This is a genomic window from Virgibacillus sp. 7505, from assembly GCF_002272135.1.
Taxonomy (GTDB): domain Bacteria; phylum Bacillota; class Bacilli; order Bacillales; family Amphibacillaceae; genus Terribacillus.
In genome coordinates, this window is sequence record NZ_NPBF01000018.1 from 15,284 (window position 1) to 31,182 (window position 15,899).

A 15,899-nucleotide genomic window follows, 5' to 3' on the forward strand; every position below is an offset into this window, starting at 1 on the left:
TTATTTTTTTTACATTAAGGCATATTGTTAAGAAGGTGTGAACGTAGTCTTAAATCATTTTCAATTTTACGTGAAGGTTGTTATAATAACTTAGGTGATGTGTATGAAAACGGTTTATGATGTGATGCAGCTATTGAAGACGTATGGTATTTTCGTATACATCGGAGACCGCAAGCTCGATTTGACGATGATGCTGGAAGAGCTGCGGGAGCTGTATGACAATAACCTATTGTCATTAGAGGAATATGGACAAGCAAATTTGATTCTTAGAAAAGAGATAAGTGCTTTATCGGATAGTCGAGAAGGAGCGGGAAACAATGAGTAAGGACGGACTATTGGTCGGTGTCGATATCGGCGGCACAACAATTAAGCTCGCCATCATCGATGGAACGAGCGAACTAGTTGAAAAATGGGAGATCAAGACGGATAAATATGAGCAAGGTCTGCACATACCGAAGCAGATCTGGGAAACAATCCAAGCAAAGCTAACAGAACGTGGCATTGCAAAGGAAACAATCCAAGGCATCGGCGTAGGAGCACCAGGGTTCGTTGTCCCGCGTAACGGTGTCATCGCAGAAGCAGTCAATGTCGGCTGGCGTGATTTCCCTCTTTCTGCTGAGCTTGGCGTACTATCCGGATTGCCTGTTTTCATCGACAATGATGCTAACTTGGCTGCGCTAGGCGAAGTGTGGAAAGGTGCAGGTGCACAGCAGGATAATATCATTGCCATCACACTAGGCACTGGTGTTGGAGCAGGTATCATTGCTAATGGCCATATCGTGAATGGAATAAATGGTACGGCAGGAGAAATCGGCCATGTCACCGTCGAAGAGAATGGTGCCCCGTGCAATTGCGGGCGAAAAGGCTGTTTAGAAACTATCTCCTCTGCGACAGGTATCAGCCGTTTGGCAACAGAGGCTGCTGCTGCGCATCCAGAGAGCGGCTTGGGAAGAAGGTTTGCAGAAAACGGTCGCGTTTCTTCCAAAGACGTCTTCGAGCTGGCTGCCGAAAATGATGCAGAAGCGCAAAAGATTGTGGACAGATCCACCAGCGTCCTGGCAAAAACGTTAGCTAACGCTGCTATCCTTACCAACCCTTCCCGCATCATCATCGGGGGAGGCGTATCCAAAGCAGGGGATGCTTTGATGGAACCTATCAGGGAAGCGTTCGTGAAAGCTGCCCTGCCGCGTACAACATATGAATGTGAAATCGTGCCGGCACAGCTCGGCAATGATGCAGGTGTCTACGGTGCTGCTTATTTAGTCAAACAGCACTTGGAAGAGCCCGCAAAATAAATAAAGAAATGCGTGCATGGCAGCAGCGCAAGTTGCTGCCATCTGTTTTACGCTTGGTTCTATAATGAGGAGGATTTTTACTTGAAACGAACATTCACTGCACCATTATATATTTTGGCGACAGTTTTGTTTGGACTGAAGACGTATATCATTTATCGTTTCTTATTCAACATCAGCTTGGATAATGCGATGCAGGAATTCATTCTGCTGCTGAATCCGTTTGTCAGTGCCTTTTTAGCTTTTGGTATCAGCGTTTTATTCTCACGAAAATGGCAGATGCGGTATATCCGGATCATCAGCCTCGTGGGTTCTATCATCTTGTACATCAACTTGATTTTTTACCGACACTTCAGTGATTTCCTTACAGTGCCGGTCCTCATGCAAGGAAGCAATGCCGCTGACCTTGGCGGCAGTGTATTAAGCCTCATTTATCCACAGGACATTCTGCTGTTCTTGGATTTGGCTATCATCTGGTTCCTCAGCTATCGTTTTAAAGAAACAATGACGGTTGAATACCTTCGCAGAAAGAAAGTATCAACAATGGCGGCTATAGCTGCGGTTGTCGTAATAAACATCGGACTTGCGGAAGCAGAACGCCCGCAGCTGTTTACACGCGGATTTGACCGGGAATATCTGGTCAAGAATATCGGTTTGTTTAACTTCCATGTATATGATGCAGTCATGCAATCAAAGACGGAAGCGCAGCGCGTGTTTGCGGACGGAAATGAACTTCCTGAGATTCTTTCTTATGTAAATGAAGAAGTGGAAACAGAGAAGTCAGCTAAATTCGGGCAGGCAGAAGGAAAAAATGTCATCTTCATCTCCCTTGAATCCATGCAGAGCTTCCTGATCAACAATGAACTGAACGGGGAAGAAGTCACACCATTCCTCAACAGCCTGACAGAAGACAAAGACACGTATTACTTCGAGAATTTCTATCATCAGACAGAGCAGGGCAAGACATCTGACTCTGAATTCTTAGTTGAAAACTCCTTATATCCGTTACCTCGGGGAGCAGTATTTTTCACTCACGGTCAGAATGAATACAACGGAACTCCTGAAATTTTAGGACAAAGCGATTACACAACTGCAGTATTCCATTCGAACAACTCCAGCTTCTGGAATCGTGATGTCATGTATGACAGCCTGGGCTATGACACCTTCTATGATGAAAACAGCTATGACGTCATCACCGAAGGAGAAGACCAAAATACAGTTGGATGGGGCTTGATGGATAAACCATTCTTCGAACAGTCGATTCCATACCTTCAGGAAATGGATAAACCGTATTATTCGAAGTTCATCACCTTGACGAACCACCATCCGTTCGATTTGCCGGAAGAAGAAGCGACTATTGATCAGTTTGACTCCAACTCCCAGACACTGAATAAGTATTTCCAAACAGCGCGCTACACAGACGAAGCAGTACAGAAATTCTTTGAGCAGCTGAAGGAATCGGGTGAATATGAAGATTCCATCATCGTGATGATGGGAGATCACTATGGCATCAGTGAATATCATAATAAAGCGATGAGTCAATATTTAGGTAAAGATATTACACCGTACCAGCAAATCCAGAACCAGCGTGTACCGTTCTTCGTCCATATTCCTGGCGATGGAAATGGTCAGGTAATGGAGAAGGTAGCTGGTCAGATTGATGTGAAACCAACCATCCTGAGTCTGTTGGGTATCGACGCTAAACACGACATCCAATTTGGTAATGATGTGTTTGCAGAAGATCGCAAAGATTTCACAGCTCTTCGAAATGGAGATTTCATCAGTGAGGATTATGTGTTCACCAATGATATGTGCTACGACAGACTGACGGGTGAGCCAGCTGACAATATAGAAGGAGAAGAAGCAGAAATATCCGGTGAGACCGGTGAACAGATAGAAAGCGTCTGTGAACCAATTCAGGAACAAGTAACGAAAGAACTGAATTACTCTGATCGGATTATCTATGGTGACTTGCTCCGGTTCTACGATTTCCAAGAAGGTAAAGAAAAAGCAAGTTAACAAAAGGATCGCTGCATAAGCAGCGATCCTTTTTTAATGAATTATAATAAGTTCGTAATAGAAACTAATGTGATGACGACCACAGAAATAAATGTGAAGATCGCTTGTTTCACTTGTCTTTTTTTACATTCTGTAATTAGTGTGCAAACACAAAGAAATGCAATAAAAAACAAGATGATCGAAAGAATCACTTGCTTGCCCTCCCATGAGCAAAATAGTTGGTTTCCTGCTATACTTGTGGTAAAGACTGCTTGGCAAATACATACTATATAGTAGTACACACCTATATGCTTGTCGAGCCTTTTTTAAAAGAAATCGCAGGGGAGGAGCAGATGAATAAAATGAAAATACATACATTAAGTCTTGGACCGATGGGAACAAATTGTTACATACTGGAATCAAAGAACGACTGCCTGATTGTTGACCCAGGCGGAGATAGCGTCAAACTGATTGAATGGATCAAACAGAAAGAACTGCGACCGCAGGCAATTCTCCTGACACATGCTCATTTCGATCATATCGGAGCGGTCGATGATGCGCGGGACATCTATCATATTCCTGTGTATCTGCATGAAGAGGAAGCTGATTGGCTAGGTGATCCAGGTAAGAATGGTTCAAAAATGTTTCCGGTCAAGCAAATAACAGCGAGAGATGCGGATGAGAATCTAAAGCCAGGTAATATGGGGTTTGGACATTTCGAATTTGAAGTACGTCATACACCAGGGCATTCTCCTGGAAGTGTGAGCCTTGTCTTCCATAAAGAAAAGTATGCAATCGTCGGTGATGCGCTGTTTCAGCGTGGCATTGGACGGACAGATCTTTATCGAGGTGATCTTCCGACCTTGATGCAAAGTATTACCGATCAATTATTGTCACTGCCTGACTTCTATGAAGTATACCCGGGTCATGGTCCAAAAACGACGATAGGGGAAGAACAGGCGAAGAATCCTTTCCTTATATAAAAGAAGATCCCGCCATTTTGGCGGGATCTTTTTACTGGGCTAGCTGGGTTCGAACCAACGATAACGGGACCAAAACCCGCTGCCTTACCACTTGGCTATAGCCCATCGTACATAGACTATTTTGCACTAGATTGTCCATCTTATACATCATGTAGGATATTTTTTATAATAAGTGACCGATTCCAGACTTTCATCTGTTTTGATTTTGTATCGTACAAGTAGGTGCTGTTCTTCTCTATTAATCGTGATATGAGCATCCAAAGCTTTGTTATGGATTTCAATGGTCTGATCATCGTCATCTGGTTTTAGATTCGGAAGATAGTGGTTTTCAACTGTTTTGAAAGCGAGTGATGCAGCTTGCTCTAATTTATACTGTTCGAAAAGCATGTCAGTCGATTGTACTTTCGTTTGAAGAAGCATACTGCCTGAAGTGAGTAGGAGCAGAAGGAAAGCTGTCAGAAACAAGAGGAATGGGTGAAGGAACCCTTGTTCATTCCATATCAATACGTTTCTCATATGACAATCCCTCTTTTCCTTTGACAGTTATGACAATCGAGCTGTCATCCTGGTTGAATTCTAAATCCTCAATATGGTGCAAGTAGATTTCATGTCCTTTCTCATCAACTTGTCTTCGAATCATATCTTTATATTGCTCAAAAACTGCTGTTCGACCTTGCTGATCCTGAATGTAAAGCTTATCTTCCGCGGTATTTACAGCAACGCCTTTGTGCACTTCCATTGATATGAAGTGAAGTGCCTGCCTGACAGACACAGCTTCTGATTTTGTGTCTTGGACCAAGGGAGTCAGAAGGGGAGGGACGGAAACGAGAATCAGAATCAATATGCCCAATGCAATTATTGCTTCAAGAAGCGTGAAACCTTTATTATTCGAGATAACCATATAGGCAGCGATTCTCCTTTCGCCCTTCTCCTCTTAGATCAATGCAGCCTTTTTTGAGTCCATCCTCGATACTGAATCTTAATGCGATAAATAGCTTATCGTCACTAAAATACTGATCTTTTGGTTCGGCTTTTGCGAGTTCATTTTGGAGAAGACTATAATAGAACGTACGTTTTTCCTGAATGTAATGTTCCTTTTTCACGTCAATCCATAACGGAAGCAGAAGGGTACATAGCAGCAGAAACATCGCGAAACTGAACAATGCTTCCAGCAGCAGAAAACCATCTTGATTATCTGCTTTCTTCATAGCGCCCTCTTCCTTTCCCAAGCGGAAATACAAGCTTATCGGTTCCGGCAGGAGTACGTATAGTGAAATTGCCAGGAGCAAGTGCTGTACCTGTTTGATTGAAACCGAATGACAATGCACTGGGATAAATATTAATCGCATAGCCTTCAGGTATTTCCTGGACTAACAGAACTTTCTTCAATCTGCTTGAATAGATTTCATATTTACCTTTATCTAGGTACAGCTTAGCTGACCTGTCGAATTGTGTGTATTGCTGCAAATAAAGCAAATCTTGTTCCAGCCGATTTTTGAATTGTTTTGCTTCTGCTTCCACAAGTAAGTGGGAATACACACCTGTTCCGATGCTAATCAGTAAAGAAGCGAGGCCGAGTACTATAATCAATTCAAGCAAACTGAAACCTTTTTGTTTATGAACCTGATGCATTCGTTAAAGAAACCTCGCCTCCAGGACTTAGTACCAAGGAACGCTTACCACCCTGACATGTTGTTTCAGTCAAGTAGCCATCTTGGAGCTGTGCAATCGAGGTTGGGGCGGTCCCGTTGTCTATCTTATACGTTTGTACTTGGCTTTCAGCTAATTTTAATAGTGCCTCACAGCCCTGCGTTTGGACCCGGTCATTTTTATCAGCTAAGTTCGGCACGATAAGAATCATCAACACGGAGATAACAAGCAAAACTATAAGCATTTCTATTAATGTGAATCCTTTTTCATTTCGCATCAGTTAACCTCTTTCTATAGTGTATGAACCATCTGAAACATAGGGAGAAGCAAAGATAGATAGACAATAATGATGCATAGTGCCATGATGCAAAGCAGAATAGGCTGGAGCAGATAGAGGACAGTTTTTGTTCGATCTTCCATTTTAGTTGTCATGATCTCTGCATACATCAGCAAATCTTTCGATTGTGATGATACATCATTTTCTTTCACCAAAATACTTTGAAGCTGGGCATCAAGCAGTGGAAAACTTGGCAGACATTCCTTCAATGTATATCCTGAGGTCAGCTGGGATAGTAAGACACTGCTGTACAACTGAAGCATGTCATGATATTGCTGTTTTGATAAAAGCTGGAGACTTTCATACAGGGAAAGTCCCGCTGAAAGAAAATTACCAAGCTGAATGGCGAACTGGAAGCTTGTCCTTGTGCGGGCTATACTGTGAATGACAGGTATGCGCTCCAAGTAATAGCGTTTCTTTGCGGGTGGCCAGCGTTTCTTAAAGGATCCTTGTAGGAAATATAGACTGATTCCGATCACACCGAGGAGTAAGCTTGCATACAAAAGTAAATTCACCAGATTGGAGAAAAAGCGGAGAAGGGTTGCTGATTCTGCAGAATATGCAAAAAGAGATAGAAAAGAAGGATAGACATAAAGCTTAACAAAAAGAAGCAGCAGCAGAATACTCAATAGAAGAAAGATGGGGTAACGAGTGACTTTCTTGAACTTAGTAAGCTGCTGTATTTGTTTTTGCATTGTAGTGTAGCTTCTTGCCAATGCATCTTCCAAGTTTCCGTCATGATGTGCCACATAAAAGTGAATGACGATTAACGATGAAAAACGAGCGTGTGAAAAGGCTTCGTCCAGTCGCAAACCTTGCTTTAGACCTTCCTGTAGAGTCTGTGTAGCCGTTCGCCATTGCGGCTGCCAGTGAAGGAAATCAAGCGAGCGAGCCATATCATATCCTTGTGTTCTGAGTCGGTGAAGCTGCTGGAGGAAAAGCATCTGCTGTTCCATAGACAGTTTGTCATCCTTCTTGAAGTTGATAATTTTCTTTCGTGATAAAACCATATGCATAGGCTTTCCTCCTAAGTTTTGCGAATGTCAGGAAAGATGTTTTATTCGTTTTCAGCATGCGGCTGATTTGTGAAGAGTCGGCCAGCTCCATAATGGCCGCACGTGAATGATGGGGCGTTGTGATAGGAAGAAGTTCCAACGACGCGACACCAATTAACGTATGATGCAAGTCAGCTATGGGAATTCCCATTTCCTGCAAGCGGTGAATAGCGCCTGCTGCATTTTTGGCATGCAGCGTGCTGATGACAAGATGTCCAGTCCTTGCCGTTTCGAAGGCGAAGCTGGCTGTGGATTCATCGCGGATTTCTCCGATCATCAGCACATCAGGATCATGCCGCAGCGCTGCTTTTAATCCTGCTTGATACGTAAGGCCGGCCTTCTCATTCACTTGCACCTGCAGCATGTTTTCCATTCGTTTCTCAATCGGATCCTCCAATGTGATAGCCTGACACGCTTTGATTCGTAATAAATCCTGCAGGATGCTATACATTGTCGTCGTTTTCCCGCTGCCTGTCGGGCCTGTGAACAGGAGAATTCCTGTACTTTCCAGCAATAGTTGCCGCAATGAACTTATTTGGAACGGAAATAAAAACAACTGGTCGAGCAAGGGTGCATCACTTTGGGGAAGTATACGAATTGCCAAGCTTTCTGTTTGTTTCAGCGGCAGGGTAGATAGACGAAGAGAATATTGTTTTTGTCCCTTATACGAAAATGGCATTGCCCCATCCTGAGGTTTTTGCATCTCTCCGATATCCATACCGCTGACAAATTTATAGTAAGCAATCAGCTTGCGAAAACTCGGAGTCGATAAGCGACTGTGCAGGACACGCTTTCCGTGTATCCGTATGAATACGCTTGTTTCATCTTCTTCCGGTGTGAAATGAATGTCTGACGCCTGCTGCTGTATCGCTTCTTCCATCAAACTAGCCGCAAAAACTGAAGGGCTATCCAGCACTTATATCACCTCCTTTGCAGTTACAATACTACAAAGTCATAGCAGCGGTCATATTGCGAAAATACAGGAAACATCAGTGCATTGGAGGACAAAATTTATTTCTGCTAATTAAGAAAGAGAACTTCACGTATGTTGTATGGAACGAAATGAAATTGGTCACGCTACTAGTAAAAGTAGAGGGGGCTAAGTACATGTCTTCCAATGATTATTTCCGATTCGTAACCCAGGAGCTGGTGAAAAAGATGGATGCACCGAAGCAGGAGAAGAAACAGAAGGAAAAAGAAAAACACCAGCTGCACGGAAAGTGGTTTGGTGTTCTGCCATTTGCTTTCAAGCTGTTCTTCCGTAGTCGTAAAAAGTAAGAGGCCTGAACATGATTCAGGCCTCTTTTTTGTGGAGCAGTTTCTGTACGGTTTCTTCGGATAGATAGAAGATGCCGGCATTGATTGTCTCCATTTGAATGGATGGGACTAGTCTTTTATGCACTGCATCCAGTTCGTTCTTATATAATGCAGCTCTTTCTTCGCGGATTTCTTCTTCGAGCTCTTCCTGAGCGCTTTGATCGAAAAAATGCGCCAGTAAATCTTCTTCTTGTTTGAGTGTCTCTTTTGTCTCCTTCACCCAGCTGTCATCGATCGTATCCAGATAGGTATGCATATAACTGCTTATTCGCTGGTAACCGCTTTGGTATCGGATGATAGGAGAGAGGCAATAGCATTGATCGCTGATTTGCTGCTTGAATTCCACCTGGGAGAAGTTCTCCATCCAATCGGTTGCCAGCTGTCCATTCAAAAGCTGTAATCCAACAGAATGTGTTTCCGTACGTTTGCGTTTACCGGAAAAGTGGACGCTCATGTTGCGGATGAGCCACGGGTACAAGGGTGTCCGGGAAGCTGTATCTACCTTTTCATAAAGACGAGCTACTTGGGCGGAGTCGCGGATCAGACGGAAAATCTTGTGCAGGCGAGGGCTGCCGAAATGAATATGCTCTGCTTTCTCAGCTGTCTCGTTTGGGTCGGTCAGAAGGGTGAGCTCCATGGGATCGCCTTCTTGGCCAAGTCTTTTCTTATAGCGCCAATAAAACGGCCGATTCATCAATTCTTCATCCAGTTCTGGAGTCAAAAGGAACCGAAGCAGCCCATCTTTTTCCTCTAGAAGTTGACAGCCGTTTGATAGGAAAAATTTCCGCAGAAACTGGTGGAGTGTTTGTCTATCCATGTAATTTATCCCTTTCCAGCTGTTCACCCGTCTCGGTGATTACCGCAGTCAAATTATCCAGCTTTACTTTTATTTCTCCTTCGGAACGAGAATCGGCGAATATCCGCTTAATCTCTTTTTCCACATCGGAAACTTGCAGTTCGGCAAGGATATGATCGAGATTTCCGATTACCCGCTCGAATAAGTTGATTTTCTTATAAAGCAATTCCAATATGTGTGCTTCGAGCGTGTTCCGTACTGCGAAATTATAGATTTGTACATCCTTCTGCTGACCAAAACGATGGATCCTGCCGATGCGCTGCTCCAGCCGCATTGGATTCCATGGCAAATCATAATTGATCATATTGCTGCAAAATTGGAGGTTGATTCCTTCGCCGCCAGCTTCGGTTGCAATCAGAACTTGTGCATGCTTTTCGAACAGCGCGCGCATCCAATCCTTTTTACCGGCCTTGAAGCCTCCTCGGAAAGGAACGGAGGATATGTCGTGCTGCTTGAGCGTCCATTGCAAGTAAAATTGCGTAGCCCGGTACTCTGTAAAGATGATGAACTTTTCTCCTGGAGGAGCAGCCTTGATCAGCTCTACAACTTTCAGTGCCTTGCTGTGCTGCGGCAGCTTTTCAATCTCTTTCATAACAGGCAAATACACATTACCGGTTTCCGGATTTTCCTCGACCATCTTTTTCATGGACAAATATGCTGCTTCCCTGGAGCTGCACAGCTCGCGGAGCAGGGTTATTTTCGCAAAGGTTGCTGCAGCACTGGTGGAATCTTGCATATTCTCATATACCTGTCGCTCTTGTTCGGTAAAATCAATCCAAATCGTCTCCACTTTCCGCTTTGTCCATTGAAGTCCCGTTTCTTCCCGTCGGTTGCGGACCATCACTTTACGGATAAGCTCCTTCAAGTAATGATGCTCTTCTGCATCCCTGCGGTCATCTCCATATGTATCTTTGAATTGCTTGTAGCTGCCAAGGTAGCCAGGCTTTAGCAAGGATACAAGATTGTAAATATCACTTAGCTTGTTTTGGACAGGCGTTGCAGTCAGCAGCAGACAATATTTCTTTTTGAGCGATTGGATGAACGCATAGTTTCTTGTCTTATTGTTTTTCAGTTTATGCGCCTCATCGATCAGCACAAAATCATAGTCCTGCTCCAAAATGATCTCCCGATGAGGGGAGCGCTTTGCCAAGTCGATGGAGGAGACGATCACATCATAATGTTCCCATACATATTGCTTTCGCTGGGAGGCTGCAGGAATATGAAATTTTGAGTTCAATTCGTTTACCCATTGGTTCACTAAAGATGCCGGTACGAGCAGCAGTACCTTTTTCACCAAGCCTCGAATCATTAATTCTTTCAATACGAGACCCGCTTCAATCGTTTTCCCCAGACCAACTTCATCAGCCAGGATGGCGCGTCCATTCATTTCTTCCACAACTCGCCGGCTTGCTTCTAGCTGATGGGGATGGAAGGTCATATGCGGCAGATAGCCAGGTGCAACCAACCCGGTAAATGTATCGATATTTGTTTCCTTGGCAGCTGTATAAGCCATCTTGAAATGCTCCCATGATGCTGTTTCTCCTTCTTGCTGCAATTTATCATCCATCATGTCGAGGAATGGTTTATCATCTTTTATATGCACCTGCATTGTGATTTCATCTCCTTATTCTTCGGAGTTTCGTTTAAAAAGCTTAAAAAGATAGACACATTGTAAAAATGTTATGTTATAATGAGGCTGAAACCAGACATTATCAATATTTTTTATTAAAATGTTTGGATTTTGCTTTTTTATAGGTTGATTGTCTGTTAGTATGCCCGCGTTTTCCAATTTCATAAACCGCGAGTGAATGTTGGAGGAGAGACCGCTGTACAGCGGCGCCGAAGGAGCAAATATTGAGTGAATCTCTCAGGCAAAAGAACTCCAGCACGACGCAACTCTGGAGAGTGCTTCCCTAGTAGAAGCCACCCAAGAAGCAACTATGGTCCAAGGACGATAAGAAACTTTCTGGTAAATGGACAGAGCCCCTCAAAGCTTTTTCGAGGTGGCTCTGTTTTTTGTTGCGAGGTACATAAGAGAGGAGCAAGATGATGAGTGAGTTGAGAAGAACCCCGCTTTATCCTGCTTACGAGGCAAACAGCAAGACGATCGATTTCGGGGGATGGGAACTGCCAGTCCATTTCAGCAGCATCCAGGAAGAACATCATGCAGTGCGGCAGGCGGCCGGTTTGTTCGATGTTTCCCATATGGGTGAGATCCTGGTTGAAGGGCCAGCTAGCAAAGACTTTCTGCAGTTTGTCCTGACAAATGACATTGAACTGCTCGTTCCAAATAAAGCGCAATACAGTGTCATGTGTTATGAAAATGGCGGAACAGTAGACGATTTAATCGTTTATATGCTGGAAGAGAACCGTTATCTGCTTGTTGTGAATGCCAGCAATACAGCAAAGGACTTGGAGTGGCTGCTTTCTCATAAACGAAATGGAGTCAGTATCGAAGATCAATCAGATGCTTATATGCAAGTTGCCCTGCAAGGACCTCATGCAGAGCAAATACTCCAAAAGCTGACAGATGAAAAATTGTCGGAAATTTCATTTTTCCGATTCGCTTATCCAGTGCAGCTGGAAGGGGCGGAAGGAGATTTCCTAATTTCACGCACAGGCTACACTGGCGAAGATGGCTTTGAAATCTACGGACCGGCTGCAAGCGGGCGAGCTGTCTGGGAACTTTTACTGGAAATTGGTCAAGCATACAATCTTCAGCCAGTTGGTTTGGGAGCAAGGGACACCTTACGCTTTGAAGCGAATCTGCCGCTGTATGGCAATGAGTTGTCGAAGGACATCACGCCGATCGAGGCGGGTATTGGATTTGCAGTGAAAACGAATAAGTCTGCCGAATTCATCGGAAAAGAGACCTTGAAGAAGCAAAAAGAGAACGGAGCGAACCGGAAGCTCGTCGGCATTGAAATGCAGGAAAAAGGGATACCGCGCCATGGTTATCCAATTTTCAGCGGTGACGAACAAATCGGTGAGGTAACGACAGGAACAAAGTCACCGACACTGGATAGTTATATCGGCCTTGCACTCGTACAAGCGGATGCTGTCGACGAAGGCAGTCTGGTGGAAGTGCAGATACGAAAGAAACGGCTGCAAGCCAAGGTAGTTGCAACACCATTCTATAAACGGAAATAGAGGGAGGATACAGCATGGATTTCAGGTACTTACCGATGACAGAGCAAGACAAAGAAGAAATGCTTCAAACGATAGGCGTGAAAGACACGGAGGAGCTGTTCTCTGATATCCCCGAGGAAGTTCGCTTGAAGGGGCCGCTTCAGATCAAGGAACCGAAAAGTGAAGGGGAATTGAAAGCTGAACTGGCAGCTTTGGCAAGTCGTAATGTGACGATGAAAACACATGCTTCCTTCCTTGGAGCTGGAGTGTACGATCATTACATTCCTTCGATTGTGGATCATGTTATATCGAGATCTGAATTCTATACAGCTTATACGCCGTATCAGCCTGAAATTTCCCAAGGAGAGCTGCAGGCAATCTTTGAGTTCCAGACGATGATTGCTGAGCTGACTGGAATGGATGTTGCGAATAGCTCCATGTATGATGGCGGAACAGCACTTGCAGAAGCAGCGACATTAAGCGCTGGCCATACGCGGAAGAAGAAAATCATTGTATCAGAAGCGGTTCATCCAGAATCTCGACAAGTGATCGATTCTTATGGAAGAGGACAGCATTTGGAAATTGTCACAGTTCCTCATAAGGATGGCTTGACCGATTTAGAAGCACTGGAAGAAGCAGTAGATGAGGATACGGCTAGTGTCATCGTGCAATATCCGAATTTCTTCGGACAGGTCGAACCGTTAGCTGCTATTCGCAAAATCATTGATGCACAGCCGAAAGCGATGATGGTTGTCTCCAGCAATCCGTTGGCTTTAGGATTCTTGACTCCGCCAGGCAGCTTCGGTGCAGATATCGTTGTTGGGGATACACAAGTATTCGGTATCCCGGCACAGTTCGGCGGTCCTCACTGCGGTTATTTCGCAAGCTCAGCGAAATTGATGCGCAAGCTGCCAGGAAGACTTGTCGGACAGACGAAAGATGAGGAAGGCAGACGTGGTTTCGTTCTGACACTCCAAGCACGTGAGCAGCATATACGCCGGGACAAGGCAACGTCGAATATTTGCTCCAATCAGGCATTGAATGCTTTGGCTTCTTCAGTTGCCATGAGTGCATTAGGTAAAAAAGGTGTAGCTGAGATGGCTCACTTGAATATCCAAAAAGCACTTTATATGAAAAAGCAGCTTGAAGCACACGGGCTGCAAGTCATCTTCCAAGGTGCCTTCTTTAATGAATTGGTAATTAAAGTAGAAGATGATGCGGATGCACTGAATGATCATCTGGTTACACAAGGGTTTATCGGGGGGTATCACTTGGGACGGATTGATGATCGTTTGAAGAACCACATACTTGTAGCTGTGACGGAGCAGCGCACAAAAGAACAGATTGATACATTTGTAAGAGAGGTGGCGGCAGTCCATGCAAAACAATACTGATTTCCCGTTGTTATTCGAACAAACGAAAGCAGGCAGGACAGGATACAGCTTGCCGCCGCTCGATGTTCCGGAAACGGATCTTTCAGAAGTTTTCGAGTCAGAATATATTCGAAGCGAACCAGCAGCGCTTCCAGAATTGAGCGAGCTGCAGATCATCCGGCATTACACTGCTCTTTCAAGAAGAAATTATGGCGTTGATTCCGGATTCTATCCGCTCGGCTCTTGTACGATGAAGTATAATCCGAAAATCAATGAAGATGTCATCAGAATGGATGGATTCAGCCACGTTCATCCGTATCAGGATCCGAAAACGGCACAAGGTGCATTGGAGCTTATGTTCGATCTGCAAGAGCAGCTGAAGGAAATTACCGGTATGCACGAGGTTAGTTTGCAGCCTGCAGCAGGAGCTCATGGAGAATGGACTGGACTGATGATGATCCGTGCCTTGCATGAGAAGAATGGCGAGACGCAGCGTACGAAGGTTATCGTGCCGGATTCGGCGCATGGAACAAACCCTGCTTCGGCAACGGTTGCTGGATTCGAATCTGTAACAGTTAAATCAAATGAAGAAGGACTAGTTGACTTAGAGGATTTGCGTCGCGTCGTTGGAGAAGATACAGCAGCGTTGATGCTTACGAATCCGAATACACTCGGTCTGTTCGAAAAGGATATTTTGGAAATGGCCAAGATTGTCCATGAGGCAGGCGGCAAATTGTATTATGATGGTGCTAATCTGAATGCCATCATGGGTTATACAAGACCTGGAGATATGGGCTTTGATGTTGTGCACTTGAATTTGCATAAAACATTCACCGGCCCGCATGGCGGCGGGGGACCAGGATCGGGTCCTGTCGGCGTTTCGGAGGAGCTTGCAGCATTCCTGCCGAAGCCGGTTGTCCGCAGACAAGGGGAAGAAATCATCCTTGACGAAGATCGTCCAGACTCCATCGGGCGAGTGAAGCCATATTACGGAAACTTCGGTATCAACGTACGTGCGTACACGTATATCCGGACGATGGGACCAGAAGGACTGAAACGTGTAAGTGAATATGCGGTCCTGAATGCGAATTACATGATGCGTCGCTTGAGTGAAGCATTCGATCTGCCATACACACAGCATTGTAAGCATGAATTCGTTCTTTCCGGACGCAGACAGAAAAAGCTAGGTGTCCGTACGCTTGATATCGCGAAACGATTGCTTGATTTCGGGTACCATCCGCCGACTATTTACTTCCCGCTCAATGTTGAGGAAGCACTGATGATCGAGCCAACCGAAACAGAAGCGAAAGAAACATTGGATAGTTTCATTGATACGATGCTGGAAATTGCTGCAGATGCAGAACATAACCCAGAAATTGTACAAGAGGCGCCGCATACGACAGTCGTCAGCAGAATGGATGAAACGACTGCCGCCAGAAAGCCGATTCTTCGCTATACACCAGAATGAAAAAAGAGCTTTGCACACATAATGTGCAAAGCTCTTTTAATCACCTTTACGTTTGATCTTACCGCTCCAGGCTTTGAAACCGCCTTTAAGCTGATTAAGATCCTGATAGCCTTTTTTATGCAGCATTGCTGCAGTACGAACAGTACGTGTACCGTTTTGGTCATACATATAAACAGGCTTGTCCTTGCGGATTTCAGCCAAACGGTAGCGAAGCTGGGTAAGTGGGATATTCCGTGCACCTAGGATGTGTCCGCCGTCGAATTCCTTCGGCTCACGTACATCAATCAGCTGCGCTTTACGGTATCCAGCTTTGAATTCTTCCTCTGTAAGAGTTTTCAGGTGTTTCTTCTGAATGAAATAGCGGATTACACTATATGCGATGAATACAATCAGTGCAACTCCAATAACTAGTACTGCTTCCATGTCATTTCCCCCATCTGC

The 15,899-nt window shown here is 44.6% G+C and carries 18 protein-coding genes, 1 tRNA gene and 1 riboswitch; of the genes, 8 read left to right on the forward strand and 11 right to left on the reverse strand.

All coding sequences use genetic code 11. The features are described 5' to 3' along the window. The first annotated feature begins 103 nt into the window (after positions 1 to 103). The 4 genes from CHH91_RS05830 to CHH91_RS05845 all read left to right on the forward strand — a co-directional run bounded on the left by CHH91_RS05830 (position 104) and on the right by CHH91_RS05845 (position 4,273). Positions 104 to 325, forward strand: a complete 222-nt coding sequence (locus CHH91_RS05830) for a YqgQ family protein (protein ID WP_095218046.1) — start codon at positions 104 to 106, stop codon at positions 323 to 325. Beyond that, positions 318 to 1,295 carry an ROK family glucokinase gene (locus CHH91_RS05835; RefSeq protein WP_095222531.1) on the forward strand — a complete coding sequence of 326 codons (978 nt, stop codon included), beginning with the start codon at positions 318 to 320 and terminating at the stop codon, positions 1,293 to 1,295. Before CHH91_RS05830 ends, CHH91_RS05835 begins: the two co-directional genes overlap by 8 nt. A gap of 81 nt (positions 1,296 to 1,376) precedes the next feature. Further along, positions 1,377 to 3,311: an LTA synthase family protein gene (locus CHH91_RS05840; protein ID WP_286160702.1), complete on the forward strand. Its 1,935-nt coding sequence runs from the start codon at positions 1,377 to 1,379 to the stop codon at positions 3,309 to 3,311. 332 nt (positions 3,312 to 3,643) lie between these two features. Continuing rightward, positions 3,644 to 4,273: an MBL fold metallo-hydrolase gene (locus CHH91_RS05845; RefSeq protein ID WP_353615313.1), complete on the forward strand. Its 630-nt coding sequence runs from the start codon at positions 3,644 to 3,646 to the stop codon at positions 4,271 to 4,273. 34 nt (positions 4,274 to 4,307) lie between these two features. Here CHH91_RS05845 and CHH91_RS05850 read toward each other — a convergent pair. From CHH91_RS05850 to comGA, 8 genes are all read right to left on the reverse strand, one after another. Then, positions 4,308 to 4,378, reverse strand: a tRNA-Gln gene (locus tag CHH91_RS05850). A gap of 42 nt (positions 4,379 to 4,420) precedes the next feature. Then, entirely contained in the window at positions 4,421 to 4,789 is a 369-nt protein-coding gene (locus CHH91_RS05855; protein ID WP_095222532.1) for a hypothetical protein, read from the reverse strand. Further along, on the reverse strand, positions 4,764 to 5,174 hold the full coding sequence (comGF, locus tag CHH91_RS05860; protein WP_095222533.1) for a competence type IV pilus minor pilin ComGF: 411 nt from the start codon (positions 5,172 to 5,174) through the stop codon (positions 4,764 to 4,766). Before comGF ends, CHH91_RS05855 begins: the two co-directional genes overlap by 26 nt. Beyond that, complete coding sequence (locus tag CHH91_RS05865) at positions 5,158 to 5,481, reverse strand: hypothetical protein (protein WP_095222534.1); 324 nt, start codon at positions 5,479 to 5,481, stop codon at positions 5,158 to 5,160. Before CHH91_RS05865 ends, comGF begins: the two co-directional genes overlap by 17 nt. Next, positions 5,465 to 5,905: a prepilin-type N-terminal cleavage/methylation domain-containing protein gene (locus CHH91_RS05870; RefSeq protein ID WP_095222535.1), complete on the reverse strand. Its 441-nt coding sequence runs from the start codon at positions 5,903 to 5,905 to the stop codon at positions 5,465 to 5,467. Before CHH91_RS05870 ends, CHH91_RS05865 begins: the two co-directional genes overlap by 17 nt. After that, positions 5,889 to 6,200, reverse strand: a complete 312-nt coding sequence (gene comGC, locus CHH91_RS05875) for a competence type IV pilus major pilin ComGC (RefSeq protein ID WP_095222536.1) — start codon at positions 6,198 to 6,200, stop codon at positions 5,889 to 5,891. The genes CHH91_RS05870 and comGC overlap by 17 nt, the downstream gene beginning before the upstream one ends. A 14-nt stretch (positions 6,201 to 6,214) precedes the next feature. After that, positions 6,215 to 7,276: a type II secretion system F family protein gene (locus tag CHH91_RS05880; RefSeq protein ID WP_095222537.1), complete on the reverse strand. Its 1,062-nt coding sequence runs from the start codon at positions 7,274 to 7,276 to the stop codon at positions 6,215 to 6,217. Beyond that, on the reverse strand, positions 7,227 to 8,231 hold the full coding sequence (gene comGA / locus CHH91_RS05885) for a competence type IV pilus ATPase ComGA (RefSeq protein WP_353615314.1): 1,005 nt from the start codon (positions 8,229 to 8,231) through the stop codon (positions 7,227 to 7,229). The genes CHH91_RS05880 and comGA overlap by 50 nt, the downstream gene beginning before the upstream one ends. A 191-nt stretch (positions 8,232 to 8,422) precedes the next feature. Between comGA and CHH91_RS05890 the strand changes: the two genes are divergently transcribed. Then, positions 8,423 to 8,593 (forward strand): YqzE family protein, encoded by a 171-nt coding sequence (locus CHH91_RS05890; RefSeq protein WP_084160700.1) that lies wholly within the window; start codon positions 8,423 to 8,425, stop codon positions 8,591 to 8,593. 16 nt (positions 8,594 to 8,609) lie between these two features. Here the strand turns inward: CHH91_RS05890 and CHH91_RS05895 are convergent, their stop codons facing one another. Together CHH91_RS05895 and CHH91_RS05900 are read right to left on the reverse strand one after the other, a co-directional pair. Then, on the reverse strand, positions 8,610 to 9,449 hold the full coding sequence (locus CHH91_RS05895; protein WP_095222538.1) for a YqhG family protein: 840 nt from the start codon (positions 9,447 to 9,449) through the stop codon (positions 8,610 to 8,612). Beyond that, the gene (locus tag CHH91_RS05900) at positions 9,442 to 11,097 is read right to left on the reverse strand and encodes a DEAD/DEAH box helicase (protein ID WP_095222539.1); all 1,656 of its coding nucleotides are present in this window, start codon (positions 11,095 to 11,097) and stop codon (positions 9,442 to 9,444) included. The genes CHH91_RS05895 and CHH91_RS05900 overlap by 8 nt, the downstream gene beginning before the upstream one ends. 195 nt (positions 11,098 to 11,292) lie before the next feature. Continuing rightward, a riboswitch (glycine riboswitch) is annotated at positions 11,293 to 11,381 on the forward strand. Positions 11,382 to 11,537: 156 nt separating this feature from the next. On the opposite strand from CHH91_RS05900, the gene gcvT reads away from it, so the two are divergent. From gcvT to gcvPB, 3 genes are read left to right on the forward strand one after another with little or no spacing between them, the layout of a single operon-like run. Further along, complete coding sequence (gcvT, locus tag CHH91_RS05905; protein WP_176465693.1) at positions 11,538 to 12,638, forward strand: glycine cleavage system aminomethyltransferase GcvT; 1,101 nt, start codon at positions 11,538 to 11,540, stop codon at positions 12,636 to 12,638. A gap of 14 nt (positions 12,639 to 12,652) precedes the next feature. Then, positions 12,653 to 14,011 carry an aminomethyl-transferring glycine dehydrogenase subunit GcvPA gene (gene gcvPA / locus CHH91_RS05910; RefSeq protein WP_095222541.1) on the forward strand — a complete coding sequence of 453 codons (1,359 nt, stop codon included), beginning with the start codon at positions 12,653 to 12,655 and terminating at the stop codon, positions 14,009 to 14,011. Continuing rightward, on the forward strand, positions 13,995 to 15,458 hold the full coding sequence (gene gcvPB / locus CHH91_RS05915; protein WP_095222542.1) for an aminomethyl-transferring glycine dehydrogenase subunit GcvPB: 1,464 nt from the start codon (positions 13,995 to 13,997) through the stop codon (positions 15,456 to 15,458). The genes gcvPA and gcvPB overlap by 17 nt, the downstream gene beginning before the upstream one ends. 36 nt (positions 15,459 to 15,494) lie before the next feature. Here the strand turns inward: gcvPB and CHH91_RS05920 are convergent, their stop codons facing one another. Beyond that, a complete protein-coding gene (locus tag CHH91_RS05920) occupies positions 15,495 to 15,881 on the reverse strand; it encodes a rhodanese-like domain-containing protein (protein WP_095222543.1) in 387 nt (128 codons plus the stop codon). Positions 15,882 to 15,899: the final 18 nt, after the last annotated feature.

What these genes read in the sequence shown, in the direction of transcription:
- CHH91_RS05830 (WP_095218046.1), top strand. Translation starts at nt 104, where the DNA reads ATGAAAACGGTTTATGATGTGATGCAGCTATTGAAGACGTATGGTATT.
- CHH91_RS05835 (WP_095222531.1), top strand. Translation starts at nt 318, where the DNA reads ATGAGTAAGGACGGACTATTGGTCGGTGTCGATATCGGCGGCACAACA.
- CHH91_RS05845 (WP_353615313.1), top strand. Translation starts at nt 3,644, where the DNA reads ATGAATAAAATGAAAATACATACATTAAGTCTTGGACCGATGGGAACA.
- CHH91_RS05855 (WP_095222532.1), bottom strand. Translation starts at nt 4,789, where the DNA reads ATGAGAAACGTATTGATATGGAATGAACAAGGGTTCCTTCACCCATTC.
- comGF (WP_095222533.1), bottom strand. Translation starts at nt 5,174, where the DNA reads ATGGTTATCTCGAATAATAAAGGTTTCACGCTTCTTGAAGCAATAATT.
- CHH91_RS05865 (WP_095222534.1), bottom strand. Translation starts at nt 5,481, where the DNA reads ATGAAGAAAGCAGATAATCAAGATGGTTTTCTGCTGCTGGAAGCATTG.
- CHH91_RS05870 (WP_095222535.1), bottom strand. Translation starts at nt 5,905, where the DNA reads ATGCATCAGGTTCATAAACAAAAAGGTTTCAGTTTGCTTGAATTGATT.
- comGC (WP_095222536.1), bottom strand. Translation starts at nt 6,200, where the DNA reads ATGCGAAATGAAAAAGGATTCACATTAATAGAAATGCTTATAGTTTTG.
- CHH91_RS05880 (WP_095222537.1), bottom strand. Translation starts at nt 7,276, where the DNA reads ATGCATATGGTTTTATCACGAAAGAAAATTATCAACTTCAAGAAGGAT.
- CHH91_RS05890 (WP_084160700.1), top strand. Translation starts at nt 8,423, where the DNA reads ATGTCTTCCAATGATTATTTCCGATTCGTAACCCAGGAGCTGGTGAAA.
- CHH91_RS05895 (WP_095222538.1), bottom strand. Translation starts at nt 9,449, where the DNA reads ATGGATAGACAAACACTCCACCAGTTTCTGCGGAAATTTTTCCTATCA.
- CHH91_RS05900 (WP_095222539.1), bottom strand. Translation starts at nt 11,097, where the DNA reads ATGCAGGTGCATATAAAAGATGATAAACCATTCCTCGACATGATGGAT.
- gcvT (WP_176465693.1), top strand. Translation starts at nt 11,538, where the DNA reads ATGAGTGAGTTGAGAAGAACCCCGCTTTATCCTGCTTACGAGGCAAAC.
- gcvPA (WP_095222541.1), top strand. Translation starts at nt 12,653, where the DNA reads ATGGATTTCAGGTACTTACCGATGACAGAGCAAGACAAAGAAGAAATG.
- gcvPB (WP_095222542.1), top strand. Translation starts at nt 13,995, where the DNA reads ATGCAAAACAATACTGATTTCCCGTTGTTATTCGAACAAACGAAAGCA.
- CHH91_RS05920 (WP_095222543.1), bottom strand. Translation starts at nt 15,881, where the DNA reads ATGGAAGCAGTACTAGTTATTGGAGTTGCACTGATTGTATTCATCGCA.